The organism is Streptomyces sp. NPDC047971, assembly GCF_040653355.1.
Classification (GTDB): Bacteria; Actinomycetota; Actinomycetes; order Streptomycetales; family Streptomycetaceae; genus Streptomyces.
In genome coordinates, this window is sequence record NZ_JBEZNW010000037.1 from 53628 (window position 1) to 76052 (window position 22425).

General features: G+C 72.2%; 22 protein-coding genes. 8 read left to right on the forward strand and 14 right to left on the reverse strand.

All coding sequences use genetic code 11. The features are described 5' to 3' along the window. Window positions 1-16: 16 nt before the first annotated feature. Window positions 17-1630: an iron ABC transporter permease gene (locus AB0D99_RS28230; RefSeq protein WP_362368169.1), complete on the forward strand. Its 1614-nt coding sequence runs from the start codon at window positions 17-19 to the stop codon at window positions 1628-1630. Then, a complete protein-coding gene (locus AB0D99_RS28235) occupies window positions 1630-2652 on the forward strand; it encodes an ABC transporter ATP-binding protein (protein WP_362368172.1) in 1023 nt (340 codons plus the stop codon). The genes AB0D99_RS28230 and AB0D99_RS28235 overlap by 1 nt, the downstream gene beginning before the upstream one ends. 34 nt (window positions 2653-2686) lie before the next feature. Here the strand turns inward: AB0D99_RS28235 and AB0D99_RS28240 are convergent, their stop codons facing one another. Continuing rightward, window positions 2687-3286 (reverse strand): hypothetical protein, encoded by a 600-nt coding sequence (locus AB0D99_RS28240; RefSeq protein WP_362368175.1) that lies wholly within the window; start codon window positions 3284-3286, stop codon window positions 2687-2689. A gap of 9 nt (window positions 3287-3295) precedes the next feature. Next, complete coding sequence (locus AB0D99_RS28245) at window positions 3296-4240, reverse strand: hypothetical protein (RefSeq protein WP_362368178.1); 945 nt, start codon at window positions 4238-4240, stop codon at window positions 3296-3298. Between the two features lie 111 nt (window positions 4241-4351). On the opposite strand from AB0D99_RS28245, the gene AB0D99_RS28250 reads away from it, so the two are divergent. Then, on the forward strand, window positions 4352-5458 hold the full coding sequence (locus tag AB0D99_RS28250; RefSeq protein WP_362368181.1) for a hypothetical protein: 1107 nt from the start codon (window positions 4352-4354) through the stop codon (window positions 5456-5458). 52 nt (window positions 5459-5510) lie between these two features. On the opposite strand, the gene AB0D99_RS28255 is transcribed toward AB0D99_RS28250, so the two are convergent. The 5 genes from AB0D99_RS28255 to AB0D99_RS28275 all read right to left on the reverse strand — a co-directional run bounded on the left by AB0D99_RS28255 (window position 5511) and on the right by AB0D99_RS28275 (window position 10638). Continuing rightward, the gene (locus tag AB0D99_RS28255) at window positions 5511-6623 is read right to left on the reverse strand and encodes a Rossmann fold nucleotide-binding protein (RefSeq protein ID WP_362368184.1); all 1113 of its coding nucleotides are present in this window, start codon (window positions 6621-6623) and stop codon (window positions 5511-5513) included. Between the two features lie 85 nt (window positions 6624-6708). Further along, window positions 6709-7854, reverse strand: coding sequence for a hypothetical protein (locus tag AB0D99_RS28260; RefSeq protein WP_362368187.1), 1146 nt, complete (start codon window positions 7852-7854; stop codon window positions 6709-6711). Next, complete coding sequence (locus AB0D99_RS28265; protein ID WP_362368190.1) at window positions 7836-8564, reverse strand: ATP-binding cassette domain-containing protein; 729 nt, start codon at window positions 8562-8564, stop codon at window positions 7836-7838. The genes AB0D99_RS28260 and AB0D99_RS28265 overlap by 19 nt, the downstream gene beginning before the upstream one ends. Before the next feature lie 218 nt (window positions 8565-8782). After that, the gene (locus AB0D99_RS28270) at window positions 8783-10162 is read right to left on the reverse strand and encodes an aspartate aminotransferase family protein (protein ID WP_362368192.1); all 1380 of its coding nucleotides are present in this window, start codon (window positions 10160-10162) and stop codon (window positions 8783-8785) included. Continuing rightward, window positions 10147-10638 carry an Lrp/AsnC family transcriptional regulator gene (locus AB0D99_RS28275; RefSeq protein WP_362368194.1) on the reverse strand — a complete coding sequence of 164 codons (492 nt, stop codon included), beginning with the start codon at window positions 10636-10638 and terminating at the stop codon, window positions 10147-10149. Before AB0D99_RS28275 ends, AB0D99_RS28270 begins: the two co-directional genes overlap by 16 nt. Before the next feature lie 206 nt (window positions 10639-10844). Here AB0D99_RS28275 and AB0D99_RS28280 point away from each other — a divergent pair, with 206 nt between their 5' ends. Beyond that, a complete protein-coding gene (locus AB0D99_RS28280; protein WP_362368197.1) occupies window positions 10845-12281 on the forward strand; it encodes a gamma-aminobutyraldehyde dehydrogenase in 1437 nt (478 codons plus the stop codon). Between the two features lie 51 nt (window positions 12282-12332). On the opposite strand, the gene AB0D99_RS28285 is transcribed toward AB0D99_RS28280, so the two are convergent. Further along, window positions 12333-13238: a DUF1963 domain-containing protein gene (locus tag AB0D99_RS28285; protein WP_362368200.1), complete on the reverse strand. Its 906-nt coding sequence runs from the start codon at window positions 13236-13238 to the stop codon at window positions 12333-12335. Between the two features lie 176 nt (window positions 13239-13414). On the opposite strand from AB0D99_RS28285, the gene AB0D99_RS28290 reads away from it, so the two are divergent. Genes AB0D99_RS28290 through AB0D99_RS28300 form a run of 3 tightly spaced genes read left to right on the forward strand, consistent with a single transcriptional unit; the run spans window position 13415 to window position 15708 of the window. Next, window positions 13415-14578 (forward strand): extracellular solute-binding protein, encoded by a 1164-nt coding sequence (locus AB0D99_RS28290; RefSeq protein WP_362368244.1) that lies wholly within the window; start codon window positions 13415-13417, stop codon window positions 14576-14578. Window positions 14579-14601: 23 nt separating this feature from the next. Beyond that, window positions 14602-15123, forward strand: a complete 522-nt coding sequence (locus tag AB0D99_RS28295) for an HXXEE domain-containing protein (RefSeq protein ID WP_362368203.1) — start codon at window positions 14602-14604, stop codon at window positions 15121-15123. A 30-nt stretch (window positions 15124-15153) separates the two neighbouring features. Further along, window positions 15154-15708, forward strand: a complete 555-nt coding sequence (locus tag AB0D99_RS28300; protein ID WP_362368206.1) for a hypothetical protein — start codon at window positions 15154-15156, stop codon at window positions 15706-15708. Here the strand turns inward: AB0D99_RS28300 and AB0D99_RS28305 are convergent. From AB0D99_RS28305 to AB0D99_RS28330, 6 genes are all read right to left on the reverse strand, one after another. Continuing rightward, the gene (locus AB0D99_RS28305; protein ID WP_362368209.1) at window positions 15687-16862 is read right to left on the reverse strand and encodes a serine hydrolase domain-containing protein; all 1176 of its coding nucleotides are present in this window, start codon (window positions 16860-16862) and stop codon (window positions 15687-15689) included. The genes AB0D99_RS28300 and AB0D99_RS28305 overlap by 22 nt on opposite strands. Before the next feature lie 100 nt (window positions 16863-16962). Then, entirely contained in the window at window positions 16963-17634 is a 672-nt protein-coding gene (locus tag AB0D99_RS28310) for a response regulator transcription factor (RefSeq protein ID WP_362368212.1), read from the reverse strand. Then, window positions 17631-18815 carry a histidine kinase gene (locus tag AB0D99_RS28315; RefSeq protein WP_362368215.1) on the reverse strand — a complete coding sequence of 395 codons (1185 nt, stop codon included), beginning with the start codon at window positions 18813-18815 and terminating at the stop codon, window positions 17631-17633. The genes AB0D99_RS28310 and AB0D99_RS28315 overlap by 4 nt, the downstream gene beginning before the upstream one ends. Then, the gene (locus AB0D99_RS28320) at window positions 18815-19600 is read right to left on the reverse strand and encodes an SAM-dependent methyltransferase (protein WP_362368218.1); all 786 of its coding nucleotides are present in this window, start codon (window positions 19598-19600) and stop codon (window positions 18815-18817) included. Before AB0D99_RS28320 ends, AB0D99_RS28315 begins: the two co-directional genes overlap by 1 nt. Further along, window positions 19597-20304, reverse strand: a complete 708-nt coding sequence (locus tag AB0D99_RS28325; RefSeq protein WP_362368221.1) for a glycerophosphodiester phosphodiesterase — start codon at window positions 20302-20304, stop codon at window positions 19597-19599. Before AB0D99_RS28325 ends, AB0D99_RS28320 begins: the two co-directional genes overlap by 4 nt. A gap of 28 nt (window positions 20305-20332) precedes the next feature. Further along, complete coding sequence (locus AB0D99_RS28330; RefSeq protein WP_362368223.1) at window positions 20333-21358, reverse strand: adenosine deaminase; 1026 nt, start codon at window positions 21356-21358, stop codon at window positions 20333-20335. Between the two features lie 75 nt (window positions 21359-21433). Here AB0D99_RS28330 and AB0D99_RS28335 point away from each other — a divergent pair, with 75 nt between their 5' ends. Beyond that, a complete protein-coding gene (locus AB0D99_RS28335) occupies window positions 21434-22072 on the forward strand; it encodes a DUF4190 domain-containing protein (RefSeq protein WP_362368226.1) in 639 nt (212 codons plus the stop codon). Window positions 22073-22425: the final 353 nt, after the last annotated feature.

The following is a 22425-nucleotide window of genomic DNA, read 5'->3' on the forward strand; positions in this document are numbered from 1 at the left end:
GGCGCGGCTCGGCCTGATGGCCGTGCCCGTCGCCTTCTTCGCGCTCTTCTTCGCCTGGCCCGTCGTCTCCATCGTCGAGCGCGGGCTCAGGGTCGACGGCGCGTGGCGGTTCGGCCGGTTCGGCGAGACGCTGGGCCGGCCGGAGATCCTCGACGCCCTCTGGTTCACCCTCTGGCAGGCACTCGCCTCCACCGGGCTGACCCTGCTGATCGCGCTGCCCGGCGCGTACGTCTTCGCCCGCTTCGACTTCCCCGGCAAGGGGCTGCTGCGCGCCGTCGTCACCGTGCCCTTCGTGATGCCGACCGTCATGGTCGGTACGGCCTTCCTGGCGCTCGTCGGACGCGGCGGGCTCCTCGACGAGCTGTGGGGCGTGCGGCTCGACACCACGGTGTGGGCGATCCTGATCGCGCACGTCTTCTTCAACTACGCCGTCGTCGTACGGACCGTCGGCGGGCTGTGGGCGCAGCTCGACCCGCGCCAGGAGGAGGCCGCCCGGGTGCTCGGGGCGTCCCGCTGGACCGCCTGGCGGACCGTGACCCTGCCGGCCCTCGCCCCGTCCGTCGCCGCAGCCGCGCTGATGGTGTTCCTCTTCACCGCGAGTTCGTTCGCCGTCGTGCAGATCCTCGGCGGATCCACGTACTCCACGCTGGAGACGGAGATCTACCGGCAGACGGTCATCCGCTTCGATCTGACGACGGCGGCCATCCTGACGATGGTGCAGTTCGCCGCCGTCGGCGTGGTCCTCGCCGTGCACGCCCGGACCGTGCGCCGGCGGGAGACCGCGCTCAAGCTGGTCGCGCCCGAGCAGACCGCGCGCCGGCCCCGGGGCATCGGGCAGTGGGCGCTGTTCGCGGGCGTCCTGCTCTCCGTCGCCCTGCTGATCGTGCTGCCGCTCGGCGTCCTCGTCGAGCGGTCCTTCGCCACCTCCGACGGATACGGCCTCGACTACTACCGGGCGCTGCAGACCCCGGACCCCTCCGGCACCTTCCTCGTCCCGCTGCTGGACACGATCGGGAACTCGCTCCGGTACGCCGTCGTCGCCACCCTGATCGCTCTCGTCATCGGCGGACTCGCGGCCGCCGCGCTGACCCGGCGGGCCGGACGGCTCGTGCGCGGCTTCGACGCGCTGCTGATGCTGCCGCTCGGGGTCTCCGCCGTCACCGTCGGCTTCGGCTTCCTGATCACCCTGGACGAGCCGCCGTTCGACCTGCGGGCGAGCTGGATCCTCGTGCCGCTCGCGCAGGCGCTGGTCGGCGTCCCCTTCGTCGTCCGCACGATGCTGCCCGTGCTCCGCGCGGTCGACGAGCGGCTGCGGGAGGCGGCGGCCGTGCTCGGGGCGTCGCCGCTGCGCGCCTGGCGCGAGGTGGATCTGCCGCTGGTGCGGCGGGCGCTGCTGATCGCGGCCGGGTTCGCCTTCGCGGTGTCCCTCGGCGAGTTCGGGGCGACGGTCTTCATCGCCCGGCCCGACAGCCCGACGCTGCCGGTCGCCGTGGCCCGGCTGCTCGGCCGGCCCGGAGAGCTCAACTACGGCCAGGCCATGGCCCTTTCGACGATTCTGATGGTGGTGTGCGCGGTGGCCCTGCTGCTGCTGGAACGGCTCCGCACCGACCGGACCTCCGGGGAGTTCTGATGCTGACGCTCAAGGACGCGACCGTGCGGTTCGGGCGGCGGGCCGTGCTCGACTCGGTGGACCTGACCGTGGCCGAGCACGAGATCGTGTGCGTGCTCGGGCCGAGCGGCAGCGGCAAGTCCACGCTGCTGCGGGCCGTCGCCGGTCTCCAGGCGCTCGACGGCGGGCGGATCCTGCTCGGCGGCGCGGACCAGGCCGGGGTGCCGGCGCACCGGCGCGGCGTCGGGCTGATGTTCCAGGACCACCAGCTCTTCCCGCAGCGGGACGTGGGCGGCAACGTCGCCTTCGGGCTGCGGATGCACGGAGTGGAGCGGGCCGAACGGGACGCTCGCGTACGGGAGTTGCTGGACCTCGTCGGACTGCCCGGCGCCGCGGGGCGAGCCGTCGCCTCGCTCTCCGGCGGCGAACAGCAGCGCGTGGCGCTCGCCCGCGCCCTCGCCCCGCGCCCCCGGCTGCTGATGCTCGACGAGCCGCTCGGCCAGCTGGACCGAGGGCTGCGGGAACGGCTCGTGGTCGAACTGCGGGGCCTCTTCGCCCGGTTGGGTACGACGGTGCTCGCGGTCACCCACGACCAGGGGGAGGCGTTCGCGCTCGCCGACCGGGTCGTCGTGATGCGGGAGGGCGGGATCGCCCAGTCCGGCACCCCGCTGGAGGTGTGGCAGCGGCCGGCGTCCGCGTTCGTGGCGCGCTTCCTCGGCTTCGACAACATCGTGGCCGGGACCGTGACCGGCGCCGCCGCGGAGACCGTGTGGGGCAAGATCCCGGTCCCGGACGGGTCGCCGGAGGGGGCGCGGCAGATCCTCGTACGCCCGGGCGGCGTCCGGCTGGGGGCTCCGTCGGACGGCCTGGCGTGCGCCGTCGAGGCCCGGACGTTCCGCGGCCGGCACGTCGCCGTACTGCTGCGCCCGGCCGACGGCCCCGCCCTGGAGGCGGAGTGCCCCCTCGGGGAGGCCCCGGAGGAGGGCGCGAGGGTGGGCGTGACGTTCGCCGCCGAGGAGGTCGTGGTCCTGGCGGGGGAGTGACGGCCGGGCTTCGACGGGTCGGCCGCGGCGCGCCTCAGCCGAACCAGACCACCAGGCGGACGTTCTCGTCGCCGTACTCGGCCGCCAGGGCGCGCATCGACGCCCACACCGGGCTCCAGGCGCCGTCCGGCGGAACGATCATCCGCGCGGTGAGGACCACCGGACGGTAGACGGCGCCGTTCAGCGGGACCTCGCCGCCCGGCGGCCATTCGCCCGGGTGCAGCGGCTCGCCGAAGAGCTTCGCCGCCGCGTCGACCACCGCGCTCGGCACCCAGGACACGTCGTGCAGGACCAGCCGCCCGTCCGGGCCCGGCCGCCACTCGGCCACATGGTTCCAGTCGGGGCCGTCACGGAGCGGTGCGTCCCAGTCGACCGCGGCGATCTCGGCCCACGTCGCGTACGAATGACTGTGGCTCAGTTCGTCGATCTGTCTCGGCACCTCCTCGCAGGCGTCCTCCGGCCAGCCCCGCGCGTCGAAGAGCGGCCGGTCCACCGAGAGGGCGCCGCCGTAGCCGAACAGCACATCACGCGCGTCCCGCTGCTTCCCGAGGTCGAAGTCGAGCAGATCGACCTCCGTCCCCCACGGCTCGCCCGCGGCGCGGGTCTCGATCACTCCGTCGATGAAGGTCCCCATGGCCGAACCCTACGGAACGCGTACGGGTTCGGGACGGCCCTCGGGGGCGGCGCCGTTCTCGTCCGGCGCCCCCGCCTCCCGCGTCCCGTGGGCCTCCGGAGCGCCGAACCAGGCCACCGCCACCGCGCCGACGACCGCGAGGACGAAGCCGAGCACGGCGAGCCAGGCGAAGCCCGGGCGGGAGGAGTCCCCCAGCCACCACACGCCGATCATGCCGGGGAGGACCGTCTCGCCGACCACCAGTGCCGCCGTCGCCCCGTTCACCGAGCCGATCTGCAGGGCGACGGTGTGCAGATACATGCCGCCGATCCCGGCGACGAGGATCGCGTACAGCGCCGGGTCGGTGAGGAGGGCACCGAGGTCGAAGGGGTCGATGCCGTTCAGGATCCGCACCCCGACGCCCAGCGCGCCGAAGCCGAGCCCGGAGAGCAGTCCGGCCAGGATCGCCGCCCGCGCGCCCAGGAGCCGTACGAGCACCGTGCCGCCCACCATCAGGAGCAGCGAGACCGCGAGGAGCCACCAGTGCGTGGCGATCGGGGTGTGTCCGCTGCCCTCCGGACCCGCCGCGGTCGCCAGGAGCACCAGCGCCGAGCAGACCACACCGATCGACGTCCACTCCGCGCGGTTCAGCCGGATCCCGAGCATCCGGACGCTCAGGACGGCCGTGACGACCAGGTTGGCGCTGATCACGGTCTGGGACAGGAACAGCGGCAGCATCCGCGCCGCGAGGGCGCCGAGACCGAAGCCGACGAAGTCCAGGATCGTGCCGACGACGAACTCCCAGGTCGTCGCCGCCTTCGCGGTGGAGGACAGGCTCGGCCCGCCGCGCTCCGTGAGCCGGCCCGCGGTGGCCGCCTCGCGCCGGGCGGACTTGCGCGACCCGACGGCCTGCAGGACGGAGCCCGTGCCGTAGCAGACCGAGGCGGCGATGGCGGTCAGCAGTCCTATGAGCACCGGGTGGCTCCGTTCCGGAAGGGGGTGGTACGGACTGCCAGACGAGGGATCGCGCGCCGAAGTTGCCTCGCTCGGCCACCGACCGTGATCATCTGGCCTACCCTGCTGGACGTGAGCGGTATAGATCTGGGCAACGGAGTCGTCGGCGCCATCCTGGGAGTCGTGTTCGCCACCCTGTTCCAGCAGTGGACGCAGGACATCTGGTTCAGGATCCGGCGGCGTTCGGCGGGGATGGTCCGCAGCCTCACCTTCCGGGAGGGGCCGGGCGGGGCGTGGTCGACGTTCTCCCTCGGGCCGCTGCGGACCTCCGCGCTGATCGTCGAGGGCGACGGGGACCGGGCGATCGCCCCCGAGTCCGTCCATGTCCAGGTCCTCGCCGGGGAGATCGCGCTCCCCGAGGAGATGGCCGGATGGCGCGCCGAGATCGAGGCGGAGGAGGGCCGGGCGGAGGCGTCCGGCGAACGCGCACCGGTGTGGAACGGTCCGCGGTACGCCGTCGAGAGCCTGGAGGTCTCCAGGAGCGCCCTCGACGAACAGGCCGAGGTGCATCTGCGGCTGCGCCCGACGGACTACTTCTCCTTCCTCGCGGCCCAGCAGCTGGACCGCAGGATGCTCGACGGATCCACCCCCAGGTCCCGCTATCTCGACCCCGAACAGCCTCTGACCGCACCGGCGTTCCTCCAGTGCAGCTTCGGCGTGAACGTCGCCGTCGTCACCTCCGACCACCTGCTCGCGGTCAGCCGGCGGGGTGACCGGGTGCGGATGGCGCCCGGTCTGTGGAACTCCTCCGTCAACGAGGGGCTCGGCCGCCACATCGACTCCGCGGGCCGCAACGCGCCCGACCTGCATGCGGTCGCCCGCCGCGGGATGCGCGAGGAGATGTCACTGGAGCCGCACGAGTACTCGCTCGCCCTGCTCGCCTTCGTCCTCGACGTGGACAAGCGGCATTGGAGCGCCCACTTCTACGCCCGGCTCACCGACATGACGGGCGATCAGCTCCGTGAGCGGATGAGCCGGGGCGTCGCCGACCGCTGGGAACACCAGGCGGTCGACTACGTCCCGTTCCGCTCGGCCGACGTCACCCGCTACCTGCTCCGCCCCGACCGCGTGCACCGCTGGGCGCCGCTGGCTCCCGCGCTGTTCCACCTGGCGCTGGTGCACGTGCACGGCAGGACGTCCGTGGAGCGTGCGGAGGCCCAGGCGGTACGGCGGCTCTAGGGCGTTTCTTCCGGATCACACCGCGAGCCCGGCAAGATCCGGAAGAGACGCTCTAGGACGCAGACCTGTCGTGGAGGCGGCGCAGCGCCTCCGGGGCTTCGTCGATCGAGTCCACGAGGGCGATCCCGGCCTCCATCGGGCGGTCCGCCGCCAGCGCCTGGAGCAGCGGCCACGCGGGCAGTCTCTCCGTCCAGTGGGCGCGGTTCACCAGGACCATCGGGGTGGGCTCGCCCCGCGATTCGTAGTAGTTCGGCGTCGCGTCGTCGAAGATCTCCTGGACCGTGCCGGCCGCGCCGGGCAGGAAGACCACCCCGGCGGTGCAGCGGGCCAGCAGGCCGTCTTCGCGGGTGGCGTTGGCGAAGTACTTCGCGATGTGTCCCGCGAACGGGTTCGGCGGCTCGTGGCCGTAGAACCAGGTGGGGACGGCGACCGAGTCGCCGCCCTTCGGCCAGCGGGCCCGGACCTCGAAGGCGACGCGGGCCCACTCGGTGACGGACGGGGTGAACGAGGGTGCCTTGGCGAGGAGTTCGAGCGCCTCGGGGAGGGCGTCGTCGGAGAGGGGCGCGGTGTACGCGCCCAGGTTCGCGGCCTCCATCGCGCCGGGGCCGCCGCCCGTCGCCACGGTGAAGCCCGAACGGGCCAGCGAGCGCCCGAGCCCGGCCGCGCCGGCGTAGGCGTCGGTGCCTCGGCCCATCGCGTGCCCGCCCATCACACCGACGACCCGGGCGCCGGCGAGGAGTTCGTCGAGGGCGTCGGAGATCGCGTCGTCGTGGATGGAGCGGAGCATCGACGCGAAGACGTCGCCGTCGGCCTTCGTCCGCTGGAACCAGTCGTACGCGCGGGCGTCGGGGGTCCCCTCGTACCCCTCGTCCCGGAGGCCCTCGAACAGTTCGTCGGGGGAGTACAGCCGGGCGCGGTACGGGTCGAAGGGCAGGTCCGGCACGGGCGGGAAGACCAGGGCGCCGTCGGCACGGACCTTGGCGGCGGCCTCCGGCTGCATGGCGCAGCCGAGGAAGACGGCGCCGGTGGTGGGGACGGTGAGCAGTGCGAAGGTGCGGTCGGTGAGGTCGACGGACTGGACGCGGTGTCCGACGAGGGACCCGTGGATGACGGCGGCGTCGAACTCGGCGGGAGTGTGGATCTCGCGCTCGTGCGGGCGGGTCATACCGGCCACCCTAGGGGGTCCGGGTCCCGCCGGGGCGTCGTGGCCCTCGGCCACCGGCGGGTGGGAGACGTAGGCCCGGGGGGCGTCAGCCCTTCAGGGGGATGGCGGCCAGCCGGCCCACCAGGATCGTCAGCGGCAGGAACACCGCCAGCAGGGCACCCGCCCGCATCAGGGCCGCGTTGCGCAGGGCGGTGGGCGGGGCGCCCAGGCGGACCAGGGCGTCGGCCGTGTGGGCGCGGCACTGCTTGGACTCCAGGGCCGCGGTCAGCAGCGTCGCCGTCGTGCAGACCACCACCAGCGACGCCCCCAGGCCCGTCAGCGGGCCGAAGCCGCCCGCACGGGAGTCGTACAGCGTCACCGCCGCGAGAACGCCGGAGGCCACCGCGCACACCACGCCGAGCGGGCGGCCGATGCGCCGGGACTCGTCCATCAGCACGCGGCCGGCGAGCAGCCGGATCGCGCCCGGGCGGACGGCCTGGAGGAGACGGCCGCACCAGTGCGTGATCCCCGGGCCCGCCATCGCGAGGCCGAGGGCGGTGAGGATCCAGCCGGCCAGCACCCCGCCGGGGTTTCCGTCGAAGCGGCCCGGCAGCGGGAACGCGCCCTGGGCGCCGCCCTCGCCGGCGTAGGTCTCGACCGCGAGCCCCACCGCGAGGAGGGCCACGCCCCAGGGGAGCCCGGACGGGGCGGTCCTCTCGATGCCCTCGGGGGCCCGGGGAGTCCTACGGGGTCGCAGTGCGAGCGCCGCCGCCGTCGAGGCGACCACCGGCAGGATCGCGAGCAGGGTGAGCGCGCCCGCGAGCGGGATCGGCTGGTGTGCGGCGAGGAGCTCGGCGGCGGCTCCGTCGAACGGCAGCCCGGTGATGTCACCGCGCAGATGCAGGTAGAACAGCAGTGCGACCATCGAGCCGAGCGTGCAAGCGACCGCCGTGGAGGCGGCGGCGATCGCGGTGAGCCGGGTCGGGCCGAGGCCGATCGCGGAGAGCCCGGGCCTCGGGCGCGTGCTGGGGTCCGTACGGGCGACGGCGACGGCGAAGTGCGTGGTCGCCGCCAGGGGGACCACGCACCACAGCAGCCGCACGGTCGCCGCCGCCGACCGGTCCGGGTGGCCCACGGCGTATCCGAGCGTGCACAGCAGCAGAAAGCCGACCCCCGCGGCCGCCGCGGCGACCAGGAGGCGCCGCAGCAGGACGAGGGGGTGCGTCCCGCGGACTAGACGGAGAGCGAGCACGCGGCGACGCCCTCCGCCCCGGTGGTCGGCGTTCCGGCCCCGACGCGGCGCCCGTCGAGCAGGGCGACCGAGCGGTCGGCGAGGGTGGCGACCTCGCTGTCGTGCGTGGCGAGCAGCACGGTGATGCCGTGCGAGCGGGCCGCGGCGGTGAGGGTGCGCAGCACCTGGGACCCGTCGGCACGGTGCAGCGCGGCGGTCGGTTCGTCGGCGAAGAGCACCGTCGGGGTGGTGACCAGGGCCCGGGCGATGGCGATCCGCTGGCGCTGCGACTGGGTCAGGGCGTGCGGGCGCTTGCGGCCGTGCATGCCGATGTCGAGGCGCTCCAGCCACTCCAGGGCGGAGGTCCTGGCCGTCCGGTGGGAGACCCCCCGGAGCAGGAGCGGCAGGGCGGCGTTCTCCCAGGCGGTCAGTTCGGGGACGAGCCCCGGCTCGGGGTCGATCCAGCCGAAACGGTCCCTGCGGAGCCGTTCGCGCTGGGCCGGGCTCAGGGTGTGGACCGGGCTGCTGTTGAACCAGACCTCGCCCTGCTGGGCGACCGTCTGTCCCGACAGACAGCGCATCAGCGTGGTCTTGCCGCTGCCGCGCGGGCCGATCAGGGCGAGGATCTCGCCCTCGCGCACGCCCAGGGAGACGCCGGTGAGAACGTCCGAACCCTCCAGGGTGCAGTGCAGGGAACGCGCCCAGAGCACGTCGTTGTCCGGTGGGGCCATCGCGTACACCTCGATGTCGGATCCGATTCATGCGTTCCCCCGTCCGGGGGAACGAAGGGACGGGCCTGTCGGTCACTGGGCACCGTAAGTATTCGGATCCGTTTGTACGGACAGCACGCGGCCCGGGCCGCCGCCATCCACTCGGATGGCGGCATGCCCGGGCCGGGGTCACGCCGTGAGGGCGGCGTGAGGTCCTGTGCCTCGGAGGGCGAGGACGGTCAGAGCTTGGTCCACGCCTCGGTGAGCACCGAGCGCAGGATGCCTTCGATCTCGTCGAAGGTGCCCTGGTCGGCGATCAGCGGCGGGGCCAGCTGGATGACCGGGTCGCCACGGTCGTCGGCACGGCAGTAGAGGCCGTTCTCGAAGAGCGCCTTCGAGAGGAAGCCGTAGAGGACGCGCTCGGTCTCCTCGTCCGTGAAGGACTCCTTGGTGACCTTGTCCTTGACGAGCTCGATGCCGTAGAAGTAGCCGTTGCCGCGGACGTCGCCGACGATCGGCAGGTCGTGCAGCTTCTGCAGCGTCGAGAAGAAGGCGCCCTCGTTGTCCAGCACGTGCTGGTTGAGGCCCTCCTTGTCGAAGATGTCGAGGTTGGCGATGGCGACCGCCGACGACACCGGGTGGCCACCGAAGGTGTAGCCGTGCAGGAAGGTGTTGTCGCCCTTGTAGAACGGCTCCGCGATCCGGTCCGAGACGATGCAGGCGCCGATCGGGGAGTAGCCCGAGGTCATGCCCTTGGCGCAGGTGATCATGTCCGGCACGTAGCCGAACTTGTCACAGGCGAACATCGTGCCGAGGCGGCCGAAGGCGCAGATCGTCTCGTCCGAGACGAGCAGGACGTCGTACTCGTCGCAGATCTCGCGGACGCGCTGGAAGTACCCGGGCGGCGGCGGGAAGCAGCCGCCGGCGTTCTGCACCGGCTCCAGGAAGACGGCCGCGACGGTCTCGGGGCCCTCGAAGAGGATCTGCTGCTCGATCTGGTCGGCGGCCCAGCGGCCGAAGGCCTCGGGGTCGTCGCCGTGGATCGGGGCGCGGTAGATGTTGGTGTTCGGCACCTTGTGCGCGCCGGGGACCAGCGGCTCGAAGGGGGCCTTCAGGGCCGGCAGACCGGTGATCGACAGGGCGCCCTGCGGGGTGCCGTGGTAGGCGACCGCACGCGAGATGACCTTGTACTTGGTGTGCTTGCCCTGCAGCTTGTAGTACTGCTTGGCCAGCTTCCAGGCGGTCTCGACGGCCTCGCCGCCACCGGTGGTGAAGAAGACCTTGTTCAGGTCGCCCGGGGCGTAGTCGGCCAGACGCTCGGCGAGCTCGACGGCCTTGGGGTGCGCGTACGACCACACGGGGAAGAACGCGAGCTCCTGGGCCTGCTTGTAGGCGACCTCGGCCAGCTCCTTGCGGCCGTGACCGGCGTTGACCACGAAGAGACCCGCGAGACCGTCGAGGTAGCGCTTGCCCTTGTCGTCGAAGATGTACGTGCCCTCACCGCGGACGATGGTGGGGACGGGGTTGTTCTCGTACGACGACATGCGGGTGAAGTGCATCCACAGGTGGTCGTACGCGGTCTTGGACAGGTCCTGGGTCACGGTTATCGAGTTCCCCACATATAGGTCTGCTTCTTGAGCTTGAGGTAGACGAAGCTCTCCGTGGAGCGCACGCCGGGGAGAGTCCGGATGCGCTTGTTGATCACATCCAGCAGGTGGTCGTCGTCCTCGCAGACGACCTCCACCATCAGATCGAACGAGCCCGCGGTCATCACCACGTACTCACATTCAGACATGGCAGTCAGTGCGTCCGCGACCGGATCGAGGTCACCCTCGACGTTGATGCCGACCATCGCCTGCCGCCGGAGGCCCACGGTGAGCGGGTCGGTGACCGCGACGATCTGCATGACGCCCTGGTCGAGCAGCTTCTGGACGCGCTGCCGTACGGCTGCCTCGGAGAGGCCCACGGCCTTGCCGATGGCGGCGTACGGACGGCGGCCGTCCTCCTGGAGCTGTTCGATGATCGCCAGGGAGACGGCATCGATCGTCGGGGACGAACCGGAACCGGTTCTGGAGTTCGTGCTTTGACTGGCCACGGCTTCACTCTGCACCGAGACCCGTCGGTCTGGCAAGCCCAGAGTGATGTATTTCGTTGTTTCGGGCTCCAGATCTCACTGAATCCGAAGTTGGCGGATGTCGGGCCTGTCGAAAGCGTCAGGGAAGCGATTAGGCTGAGGTGTCTCAGCAAACGGGACGCCGCACGATGAAGTGCGACCAAGAACGTGACAGGAGGGGTGGCAAAGTGACCACCGAGCTGCGCCGGCTGCGTAACTACATCAACGGGGAGTTCCGGGACGCCGCCGACGGACGGACCATCGATGTGGTCAACCCGGCCACGGGCGAGGTCTTCGCCACGTCTCCGCTCTCCGGGCAGGCGGACGTCGACGCCGCCATGGACGCGGCCGCGGCCGCGTTCCCGGCCTGGCGGGACACGACCCCGGCCGAGCGCCAGAAGGTCCTGCTGAAGATCGCGGACGCCTTCGAGGAGCGCGCCGAGGACCTGATCGCCGCCGAGGTCGAGAACACCGGCAAGCCCGTCGCCCTCACGGCGAGCGAAGAGATTCCCCCCATGGTGGACCAGATCCGCTTCTTCGCGGGTGCCGCCCGGCTGCTGGAAGGCCGTTCGGCCGGCGAGTACATGGAGGGCATGACCTCCATCGTCCGCCGCGAGCCCGTGGGCGTCTGCGCCCAGGTCGCGCCGTGGAACTACCCGATGATGATGGCCGTGTGGAAGTTCGCCCCGGCGCTCGCCGCGGGCAACACGGTCGTCCTCAAGCCGTCCGACACGACCCCCGCGTCGACCGTCCTCATCGCCGAGATCATCGGGCAGATCGTGCCCAAGGGCGTCTTCAACGTGATCTGCGGCGACCGTGAGACCGGCAAGGCGATGGTCGAGCACCCGACCCCGGCGATGGCCTCCATCACCGGTTCGGTGCGCGCGGGCATGCAGGTCGCCGAGTCGGCTTCCAAGGACGTCAAGCGCGTCCACCTGGAGCTGGGCGGCAAGGCCCCCGTCGTCGTCTTCGAGGACACCGACATCGCCAAGGCCGTCGAGGACATCTCGGTGGCGGGCTTCTTCAACGCGGGCCAGGACTGTACGGCCGCGACCCGTGTCCTCGTGCACGAGTCCATCCACGACGAGTTCGTGGCGCAGCTCGCCAAGGCGGCCACGGACACCAAGACCGGGCAGCCGGACGACGAGGACGTGCTGTACGGCCCGCTGAACAACGCCAACCAGCTGAAGCAGGTCTCCGGCTTCATCGACCGCCTCCCGGCCCACGCCAAGGTCGAGGCCGGCGGCCACCAGGTCGGCGAGAAGGGCTACTTCTACGCCCCGACCGTCGTCTCCGGCCTCAAGCAGGACGACGAGATCGTCCAGAACGAGGTCTTCGGCCCCGTCATCACGGTGCAGTCCTTCCGTGACGAGGACCAGGCCCTGGAGTACGCCAACGGCGTCGAGTTCGCCCTCGCCTCCTCGGTCTGGACCAAGGACCACGCCCGCGCGATGCGCATGTCCAAGGCCCTCGACTTCGGCTGCGTGTGGATCAACACCCACATCCCGCTCGTCGCCGAGATGCCGCACGGCGGTTACAAGAAGTCCGGCTACGGCAAGGACCTCTCCGCCTACGGCTTCGAGGACTACACGCGCATCAAGCACGTGATGACGTCCCTCGGCTAGATCGCCTGACGGACCGCACGGGCGGCCGGGGTTCTCCCCGGCCGCCCGTTCTCATGAGCAGTCGTGGCGGTACGCGAACGGCAGGTCGGGGCAGACCGCGCAGACGAACACGTACAGCCCGCCCATGTCGCCCAGCATCAGACCCGGTGCCCCCTGGAGCGCGCTCCGCTCCTCGTACGGCAGGTCGAAGACCGTCCCCGTCGCCGGAACGTCCTCCTCCGGCACCCAGGAACGCCACGACTCCCCGTCGAACTCCCTGCTGGGCACGCTCAGCAGATGCTCCATCCGCCGTCCGCAGCCCTCGCAGTCCGGCCAGGCCGGGTCCTGCGTCCAGGTGGGGAAGCCGCCCACCTTGACGCCCGGGGCGACCGACAGATGCGACCAGTACGACCAGCCGGTCTCCTCGTCCACCTCGTCGAAGCGGTCCTCCAGGGCGTCGAAGACCGTGTCGGGAAGGTCCCAGGCGGCGAACTCGTCGACCCGTTCCGGGTGGAGCACGCACGGGTCCGGCACGTAGTCCGCGCGGGCGCCCTCCGGGCGGGGCGGGTCCGTCAACGGCTCGACGTCGGCGCCGCTGTCCCGCCAGTACAGCTCGGGGCGAGGTGAGGAGAACGGCTCGTGGTCGAACGGGCACCACAGCATCTGCAGGAGATCCGTGCCCTCGGGGAAGGGCAGTTCGGGCACGTCCGGCGCGTACAGCTGGAGCACCGGCACGAGCGGCTGCGGGCCCGCGCCCTTCGGCGGGGCGAAGGCCGTGCGCGGATGCCCCTCGGAGCAGTGCGGCCACGGCTCGGACTCCGGCCAGAGCAGCGGGCCGCCCATCGAGCTGTCGAGCAACCCGGGCCGCCCGGTGCGCGGATGCAACCGGACGGTCCGCGCCCGGTACGGGACCAGTTCGGGGAACAGCGCCGCCACGTCGAGCGGGCGCGGCGGGGTCGTTCGCGTGTTGTCGGCCATGACGGCAACGTACGGCAGCGGTCCGACACTCCGGTCCGGCGCGCGAACGGCCGCGGCGCCGGCACCCTTGATCGACAGGGTGTCGGGGCCGCGGCCGTTCGGTCGACGGACCGTCCATTGTTCCCTCGCGCGGGGCCCGGGATGCTGCACGAGTGAGAGCGACAGCCAGGAACAACATGTCCCGCCGGGCCCTGCTGCGCGGGATCGGTGGTGTGGGGGCCGCGACCGTCCTCGCCGGGTGCGGGGTGCCCGCCGCCTACGTCGAGCCGGGGGAGCGGGCCGGCCGGGACCTGTCCGCGCGGGACCGGACGCTCGACTTCGCGAACTGGCCCCTCTACATCGACACCGATGACGACGACACCTCGAAGCGGCCCACGCTGGACGCCTTCGGCGCCCGCACCGGGATCTCCGTCCGCTACACCGAGGAGATCAACGACAACGACGAGTTCTTCGGCAAGATCAGCCCGGCGCTGATGAACCACCAGGAGACCGGCCGCGACCTGATCGTCGTCAGCGACTGGATGGCCGCCCGCTTCGTACGGCTCGGCTGGGTCCAGGAGATGGACCGGGCGAAGCAGCCGAACGTCACCCGGTACCTGGACCCGCAGCTGCGCTCGCCCTCCTTCGACGAGGGACGGCGGCACTCCGTCCCCTGGCAGTCCGGGATCACCGGCATCGCGTACAACCGCAAGAAGCTCGGCCGGGAGATCCGGTCGGTCAAGGAGCTGTGGGACGCCGAACTGCGCGGGAAGGTCACCCTGCTCTCCGGGCTCGACGAGTCCTTCGCGCTGCTGATGCAGGGCAACGGCGTCGACGTGACCCGGTGGACCGCCGACGACTTCCACGCGGTGTGCGAGCAGATCGAGGGGCTCGTACGGAAGCGGCACATCCGGCGCTTCACCGGCAACGACTACATCAAGGACCTGTCGACCGGCGACGTGCTGGCCTGCCAGGCGTACTCGGGTGACGTGATCCAGCTCCAGGCCGACAACCCCGACATCGAGTTCGTCGTCCCCGAGGAGGGCGCCGAGCTGTGGGCCGAGTCCCTGATGATCCCCAACCTCGCACGGCACAAGGCCAACGCCGAGAAGCTGGTCGACTACTACTACCAGCCCGAGGTCGCCGCCGAGCTCGCCACCTGGGTCAACTACGTCTGCCCGGTACCCGCCGCCCGCGACGTCCTGGCCGACTCCGACGACGAGGAGCTGGCGGCCCTCGCCGAGGACCCGCTGATCTTCCCCGACGACGCGATGCGGGGACGGCTGGCGATCGCCCGGGACATCACGTCCGAGGAGCGGACCGCGTTCGCGAAGCGGTGGAACTCGATCGTCGGCCTGTGAGTTCACCGGGGGTGACCTCGAACGTGAACTCGACTGTGACCTATGGGCTGTTGGCCGCCTGGGCCCTGCACGACGCCGAGGAGATCCTCCTCGGGCCCCGCTGGCTCCGGGAGCACCTGCCGGAGCTGCGGGAGCGGTTCCCCGAGGTGCCCGAAGCGGTGTGGAAGGCCGCGGAGGGCGTCGACGAGCGGGAGTTCGCCGTCGCCGTGGCCGCGGTGGGGGCCGTCGTCGCCGCCGCGGCCGTCGCCGGACAGCGCTCCGGCGGCCGGTCGTCCTTCTATCAGGCCGCGTTGACCGGCTTCGGCCTGCACGGCCTCGTGCACCTGGCCCAGGCCGCCGCCGTCCGCGGCTACACGCCCGGCTCGGTGACCTCGCCGCTGATCGTCGTGCCCTTCACGCTCTGGGCGCGCGGGCGGCTCCGGCGCGCCGGGGTGCTCCGGCCGACGCGGACCGGGGACATGGTGAAGGGGCTCGCGGTGGCCGCCGGTGTGACCGTCGCCGCGCACGCCCTGGCGCGGAAGGTGACCGGCCACCCCCGTTTTTGAACGCGTTCATGACGGGCGTAGGGTGCTGTCATGAACGAGACGAAGGGGCCGCAGGCCCTTCTCAGGCGTATCCGTGTGTGGCTGGTCGTCTTCATCGTCTGTCTGGTGCTGAGCGGGGCCACCGCGTTCCCGCTCGTCACCGAGATCCGCCTGATCGACGAGGCGTTGACGTCCTGGGCGGCGCCCGTGGCGGAGACGTTCCCCGGCCTCCCGGAATGGATCCAGCGGGTGCGGGAGGGGACGGACACCGCCGACTCGCTCCACCCCTTCCTCCTCTACGGCACCGATTGGCTGGCCTTCGCCCACCTGGTCATCGCCGTCGCCTTCTACGGGCCCTACCGCGACCCCGTACGGAACATCTGGGTGATCGAGTTCGGGATGATCGCCTGCGCCGGGATCATCCCGCTCGCCCTGATCTGCGGCCCCATCCGGGGCATTCCCTTCTGGTGGTCGGTCATCGACATGTCGTTCGGGGTCTTCGGAGTGATCCCGCTGCTCGTCGTACGCCGGATGATCAAGCGGCTCGAAGCGCTGACGGGCGGAGCCCCCGGGGCCGCCGCGCCTCAGTCCGTCGGCGCGCCGTAGGCCGCCACCATCAGGGCCCGGGCGACCTTGTTCGTGTCCTGGCCCTTCGCGTCCGTCGAGTTGACGCTGTAGACCAGGGTCCGCTCGCCGTGGCGGGTCGAGGAGATCGCCGCGTTGTAGCCCCAGCGGCCGCCCGTCTTGCCCCACACCTCCCGCCCGCCGAGCCTCTTCATCGAGAGCCCGACGGAGAAGGCGGCGGGAGCGCCGCTCTTGAAGTCCGGCACCTTCGGCAGCGTGAACATCTCCTCCAGGAGGGGGCCGCGCACCACCCGCCCCCGGAAGAGCGCCTCCGTGAAGCGCTCCAGGTCGGCCGTGGTCGAGATGATGTCGCCGGCCGCCCAGCCGTCGGTGGCACCCCACACCGACACGTCGCGCAGCCCGGTCGAGCCGTCCGCGAGCCGCATCGTCTGGTAGCCGTGGTTGTGCGGGCCCCGGATCCGCGGGTCGGTCCCGGGGAGGTAGGTGTCGCGCAGCCCGAGGGGGCGCAGGACGCGCGCCGTGACCTGGCGCTCGTACGTGTCGCCCGTGACCCGCTCGATGAGCAGGCCCGCGATCGTGTAGCCGATGTTGAGGTAGTGCTGCTTCTCGCCCGGGGCGAACTCGGGCCGCTTCGCCGTCGCCGAGCGGACCATCTCCCGGGGGTCGTGGATCTCGAATCGGTTCGCGTACCACTCCTCGACCGTCGTCCCGGCGACGTCCGGGGCCGGGATGCCGTGCGTGTGGTCGAGCAGCTGGCGGACCGTCACCGTCCCGTACCGCGGCGGGATCAGCTCGGGCAGATACGCGCGGGCCGGGCGGTCGAGATCCAGTCGCCCTTCGGCGGCCAGCTGCAGGGCGACCGCGGCCGTGAACACCTTGGTCACCGAGCCGGCACGGAACCGGGCCCCCGGGTCGGCGGGCCGCGTCGTCCTCAGGTCGTGCACGCCCGAGGAGCCACGCCAGACGCCCTCGGTGCCCCCGACCCGGACCAGCGCGGCCGTGGCACGGGCGTTCGGCAGCCCGGCGATCGCCGCCTCGAGCGCGGTGTCCGAGGCGGGCGCCGGCGCCCCGGACACGGCCGCCGGCCCGGCGGCGGCGGCCGGCAGCACCGCCGGTCCCGCCGCGACCCCCAGGACGAGGGCGGCGGCCAGCAGCGTGCGGGTGGTGCTCTTCATGGTCAACTCCGTGGGTGCGAGCCGGTGTCGTCGATGGCTCCATCCTGGTGACCCGCGGCGGTCCGGGGATCGCCGGAGCGGGGGAATTCGCCCGCCCCGCTCATCCCCCGGGCGGGGGAGAACCCGCCGTGACCAGTCCGCTCTCGTACGCGCAGATCACCGCCTGGATGCGGTCCCGAAGCCCCAGCTTGGCGAGCACGTTCCCCACGTGCGTCTTCACGGTGTGATCGCTGACGACCAGCTCCGCCGCGATCTCGGCGTTCGACAGGCCCCGCGCGAGGAGCAGCAGCGTCTCCCGCTCGCGGGCCGTCAGCGCGTCGAGGCGTGGATCCGGGCGGGCGGGGCGCCGGGCCGGGCGGGTGTACTCCTCGACCAGCCGCCGGGCCACCGACGGGGCGAGCAGCGAGTCGCCCCGTGCCACCACCCGCACCGCGTGGACCAGATCGTCCCGGCGCACGTCCTTCAGCAGAAATCCGCTCGCGCCCGCGTGCAGCGCCTCGTACACGTACTCGTCGGAGTCGAAGGTGGTCAGCATCACCGTCCGGCAGGCCGAGTCGGCGCTGATGGCACGGCAGGACTCGATGCCGTCCATCCGCGGCATCCGGATGTCGAGCAGCGCCACATCGGGGGAGTGACGGCGCACCGCCTCCAGCGCCTCCACTCCGTCCGCGGCCTCCGCCACGACCTCGATGTCCGGCTGGACGTCGAGGATCATCGCGAAACCGCTGCGGACCAGCTCCTGGTCGTCGGCCACCACCACCCGGATCGTCAACGCGCCACCTCCCGGGCAGCGTCCGAGGGAAGCGAGACCCGCACCTCGAAGCCCCGCCCCCGCGGGCCCGGTCCGCACACCGCCGTGCCGCCGAGCGCCGCCGCCCGCTCACGGATCCCGACGAGCCCGTGCCCGCCGCCATCGTGCCGCACACCCCGCCGCGGCCCTCGCCCGTCGTCCGTCACGACCACCTCCAGCACTCCCTCCTCGTACGCCAGCCGCACGGAGGCGGTGCGCGCCCCCGCGTGTCTCACCACGTTCGTCAGCGCCTCCTGGACGATCCGGTAGACCGTCGCCCCGGTGGCCGCGGGGAGAGCGCGCACCCCTCCCGTCGTCCCGTACGAGACATCGAGCCCACCCGCCCGCACGCGCTCCAGCAGGCCGGGCAGCCCCGCGAGGTCCGGCTGCGGCTCCCGCGGCTCGGGCCCCTCCGTCCCCTCCCTCAGGACCCCGAGCATTCCGCGCAGCTGCGCCATCGCGTCCCGGCCGGTCGCGGAGATCGCGTCGAACGCGGCCTCCGCCCGCTCGGGCGCGGTCCGCACCGCCACCGGTCCCGCCTCCGCCTGCACGACCATCAGGCTCACTGCGTGGGACAGGATGTCGTGCATCTCCCGTGCGATCCTGGCCCGTTCACGCGCCGCGGCCCGTTCCGCCTCCACACGGGTGGCCCGCTGCCGGGCGTCGGTGAGCCGCCCGAGGACGTAGGCGGCCGCGAACACGAAGAGGGAGAAGGTCAGTTCGCGCGCCGATCGCGTGTTGAGCCACACCGACACCGGCACCGCGACCGTCATCAGCAGACCCGTCGCCAGCCGCTGCCACGGTGGCGCGAGCGCGGCGATGGTGTAGACGACGACGAGCCCGGTGTACGGAAGGGGCTGGCCCGGCCCGTCCACGGCCAGCTGGTACAGCGCGCTGGTCGCCATGATCGCGAGGAGCACGGCGATCGGGGCGCGCCGCCGCCAGATCAGCGGGAGGACGGTGAGCGTCGTCAGGCCGTACGCGGGCCAGGTCGCCGGCGGCAGCTCGGGGGCGCGCGGCACGACGAACGGCATCGTCATCGCGGCCTGCACGAGCAGGGCGATCCCGATGTCCACGGCGAGCGGATGCGTGTCCCCGAACCGCCGGGCCCGCTCGCCCCATCCCCGCACGGTCTCCCGCGCGTCCCTCCCCCGTATGCCCATTACGGCTTGCGGCCCACCGCGCCGAACTGCGCGACCTCGTTCGCCGGGGCGAACCGCCAGCTCGCGCACGAGACGATCCCCGGCTCCAGGACGTCGAGCCCGTCCAGGAAGGAGGTGAACTCGGCGCGGCTGCGGGCGGTGATCGGAGGCGTGGCGTTCTCGTTCCAGAACCTCATCGCCGCCACGTTGCCCTCGCCCCCGAGCTCCCGCTCCAGGGTGGGGTGGGTCAGCACGAGATGGCTGCCGGACGGCATCGCGTCCATGAGCGTACGGACCACGGTCCCGGCCTCGTCGGTGTCGAGGACGAAGTTGAGGATGCCCAGCATCATCACCGCGACCGGGCGCGACAGATCGAGCGTCCGTGCCGCCGCCTCCAGGATGAACTCCGGATTCCGCGCGTCCGCGTCGACGTACTCGGTGACCCCCTCGGGGGCGCTGGTCAGCAGCGCGCGGGCATGCGTGAGCACGATCGGGTCGTTGTCGACGTAGACGACCCTGGCCTCCGGCGCGATCCGCTGGGCGACCTCGTGGGTGTTGTCGGCCGTCGGCAGGCCGGTGCCGATGTCCAGGAACTGCCGCACTCCCGCGTCGGCCGCCAGATACGTCACCGCCCGGCCGAGGAACGCCCGGTCCGCGCGGGCCACTTCACCGATGCTCGGGTACAGACCGGTGACCTGGTCGCCGACCTCCCGGTCGACGGGGTAGTTGTCCTTGCCGCCCAGCCAGTAGTCCCACACCCGGGCGTTGTGCGCGATGTCGGTCCGGATCCGCTCGGCCCCTGTCACCGGTGGTCCCCCCTTCGCAGTTCGGCGGCGAGCACGTCCACCCGGTTGGTGGTGATCGCGTCCACCCCGTGGGACAGGAGCTTACGCATCGAGCGCCGGGTGTCCGCGGTCCAGGCCGACAGCAGAAGGCCGTCCCGGTGCACCCGCTCGGCCAGTGCCCGACTCACCAGCCCGAAGCGGTAGTTGAGCCAGCGCGGCCGCACCGCGTCCAGGAGCACCGCACGCGGCGGCGCCAGCGTCGTCCACGTCAGGGCGATCTCCGCGGCCGGGTCGGCGGCCCGGACCTGGAGCATCGCCACCCCGCCCGCGCAGTAGTACACGCGCTCGGCGGCCCCGCACTCGCGGACCGTGCCGACGATCGTGCGGACCGATTCCTCGTTCCCGCCCGGCAGGTCGAGCATCAGCCGGTGCGGCCCCGCCGCGATCAGCGCCTCGCGCAGCGTCGGCACCCCTCCGTACGTCAGCTCCCGCAGCTGTGCGTGGGTGAGCGCGGACAGCGGCCGGTCGTGGCCCCAGAGTCGTCGGAGCGTGTCGTCGTGGAGCAGGACGGGGACGCCGTCACGGGTGAGCCGTACGTCGATCTCGACGGCGTCGGCGCCCCCCTCGATCGCCGAGACGATCGAGGGGACCGTGTTCTCCCGTACGCGGTACGGGTCGCCGCGGTGGCCTACGACGGTGACGTGGTCCGGGGTGACGTGGTCCATGGGGCCATTGTTGCGGCTGGGCCGCCGCTCAGCGCGCGAGCCACGTCTCCGTGTAGTCGTCGATCTCGGCGACGAGGCGGGCCTTCCCCGCCTCGTCCAGGAACGACGCCTCCACCGCGTTCTTGGCGAGGGCCGCCAGACCGCGCTCGTCGAGGTCCAGGAGCCGGGCGGCGACGGCGTACTCGTGGTTCAGGTCCGTACCGAACATCGGCGGGTCGTCGCTGTTGATCGTCACGAGGACGCCGGCCGCCACCATCTCCTTGATGGGGTGCTGGTCCAGGTCGGCGACCGCGCGGGTCGCGATGTTCGAGGTCGGGCAGACCTCCAGGGCGATCCGGTGCTCCGCCAGGTGGGCCAGGAGCGCCGGGTCCCGCACGGCGCTGGTGCCGTGACCGATGCGCTGGGCGCCCAGCTCGTTCAGGGCGTCCCAGATCGTCTCCGGGCCCGTCGTCTCGCCCGCGTGCGGGACGGAGCGCAGGCCGGCCGCGATCGCCCGGTCGAAGTACGGCTTGAACTGCGGGCGCGGCACACCGATCTCCGGCCCGCCGAGACCGAACGAGACCAGACCCTCGGGGCGCAGGTCGACCGCCAGCCTGGCGGTCTCCTCCGCGGCCTCGAGGCCGGCCTCGCCGGGGATGTCGAAGCACCAGCGCAGGACGACGCCCAGCTCGGCCTCGGCGGCCTTGCGGGCGTCCTCGATGGCCGCCATGAAAGCCCGCTCGTCGATCCCGCGGCGGGTGGAGCTGTACGGGGTGATGGTCAGCTCGGCGTACCGGATGTTCTGCCGGGCCATGTCCCGGGCGACCTCGAAGGTCAGCAGCCGGACGTCCTCCGGGGTGCGGACGAGGTCGACGACCGAGAGGTAGACCTCGATGAAGTGCGCGAAGTCGGTGAACGTGAAGTAGTCGGCGAGCGCGTCGGGGTCCGTGGGGACCTTCGAGTCGGGGTGACGGGCGGCCAGCTCGGAGACGATCCGCGGGGAGGCGGAACCGACGTGGTGGACGTGCAGCTCGGCCTTGGGGAGGCCGGCGATGAAGGAGCGGAGATCGGTCATCGGATCATCGTAGGCCGGGCGGGTCCGCCGTCAGGGGGAGGTCGTAGCATGGCGTGACCACGATGGGGGAGGCCCATGTCTGACAACAGCGACCAGCCGCGTGGCGGGTACGACCCGGCGGACCCGTGGGCTCCGCCGAACCGCGACGGGGTGGAACTGAGCAAGCCGGCGACGCCCGGTCCACAGGACCGCCCGCCGGTGCACGACCAGCCGACGATGACGTCGATGCCGGCGGCCGGTGACGTGCCGCCGCCGCCCGTGGCGCCCGGAGGGCCCGCGGCCACGCCCGGCGCGTACGGCTACCCGGCCGCGACGCCGGCCGCGCCCGCCCCGGCGTCGTACGGCTACCCCGGCTATCCGGGGTACGGCGGCGGCTACGGCCAGACCGGCTGGCAGGGGTCCCCGGCCAACGGGATGGGGACGGCGGCGATGGTGCTCGGCATCATCGCGACCGTCGGCTTCTGCATGTACGGCCTCGGGGTCGTGCTCGGCATCCTGGCCCTGATCTTCGGCATCATCGGCCGCAAGAAGGTGCAGCGGGGCGAGGCGACCAACGGAGGCATGGCGACCGCGGGCATCGTCCTCGGCGCGATCGGCATCCTGATCAGCTCGCTGTTCCTGGGCTTCGTCCTCTGGGCCGTCGCCCAGGACGAGACCTACGGCAGCGACACCGACGACCCGTGGCAGACGAGCCTGGTGGTCGAGAACCGCTAGGCAGCTCCGCGGCAGAGGGAAGGGCCCCGCGGCCTCACGGCCGCGGGGCCCTTCCTCGCTCCCGGACGCCTCGCCTGTCGCCGCGAGGCCGTGTTTCGAAAGTCCCGCCTGCCCCGCGACGCCTGGCACGCGCGCTCGCCGCGTTGTCGGGATCGCCCGAGTACGCCCGGTACGAGGGCGACCCTCCGCCTTGCGATCGCACATGCCGGACGCCGCGGGGCCCGCCCTTCGGGCGGACGGCGCCACTTTCGATACACGCCCTAGTATTCTGAGTCGGGAATTCTGTTCAGATGTGTAGGCTTGCTGCATGGCGCGGACGGGGCGGCCGAAGGCCGAGTTGACGTTGTCGGACG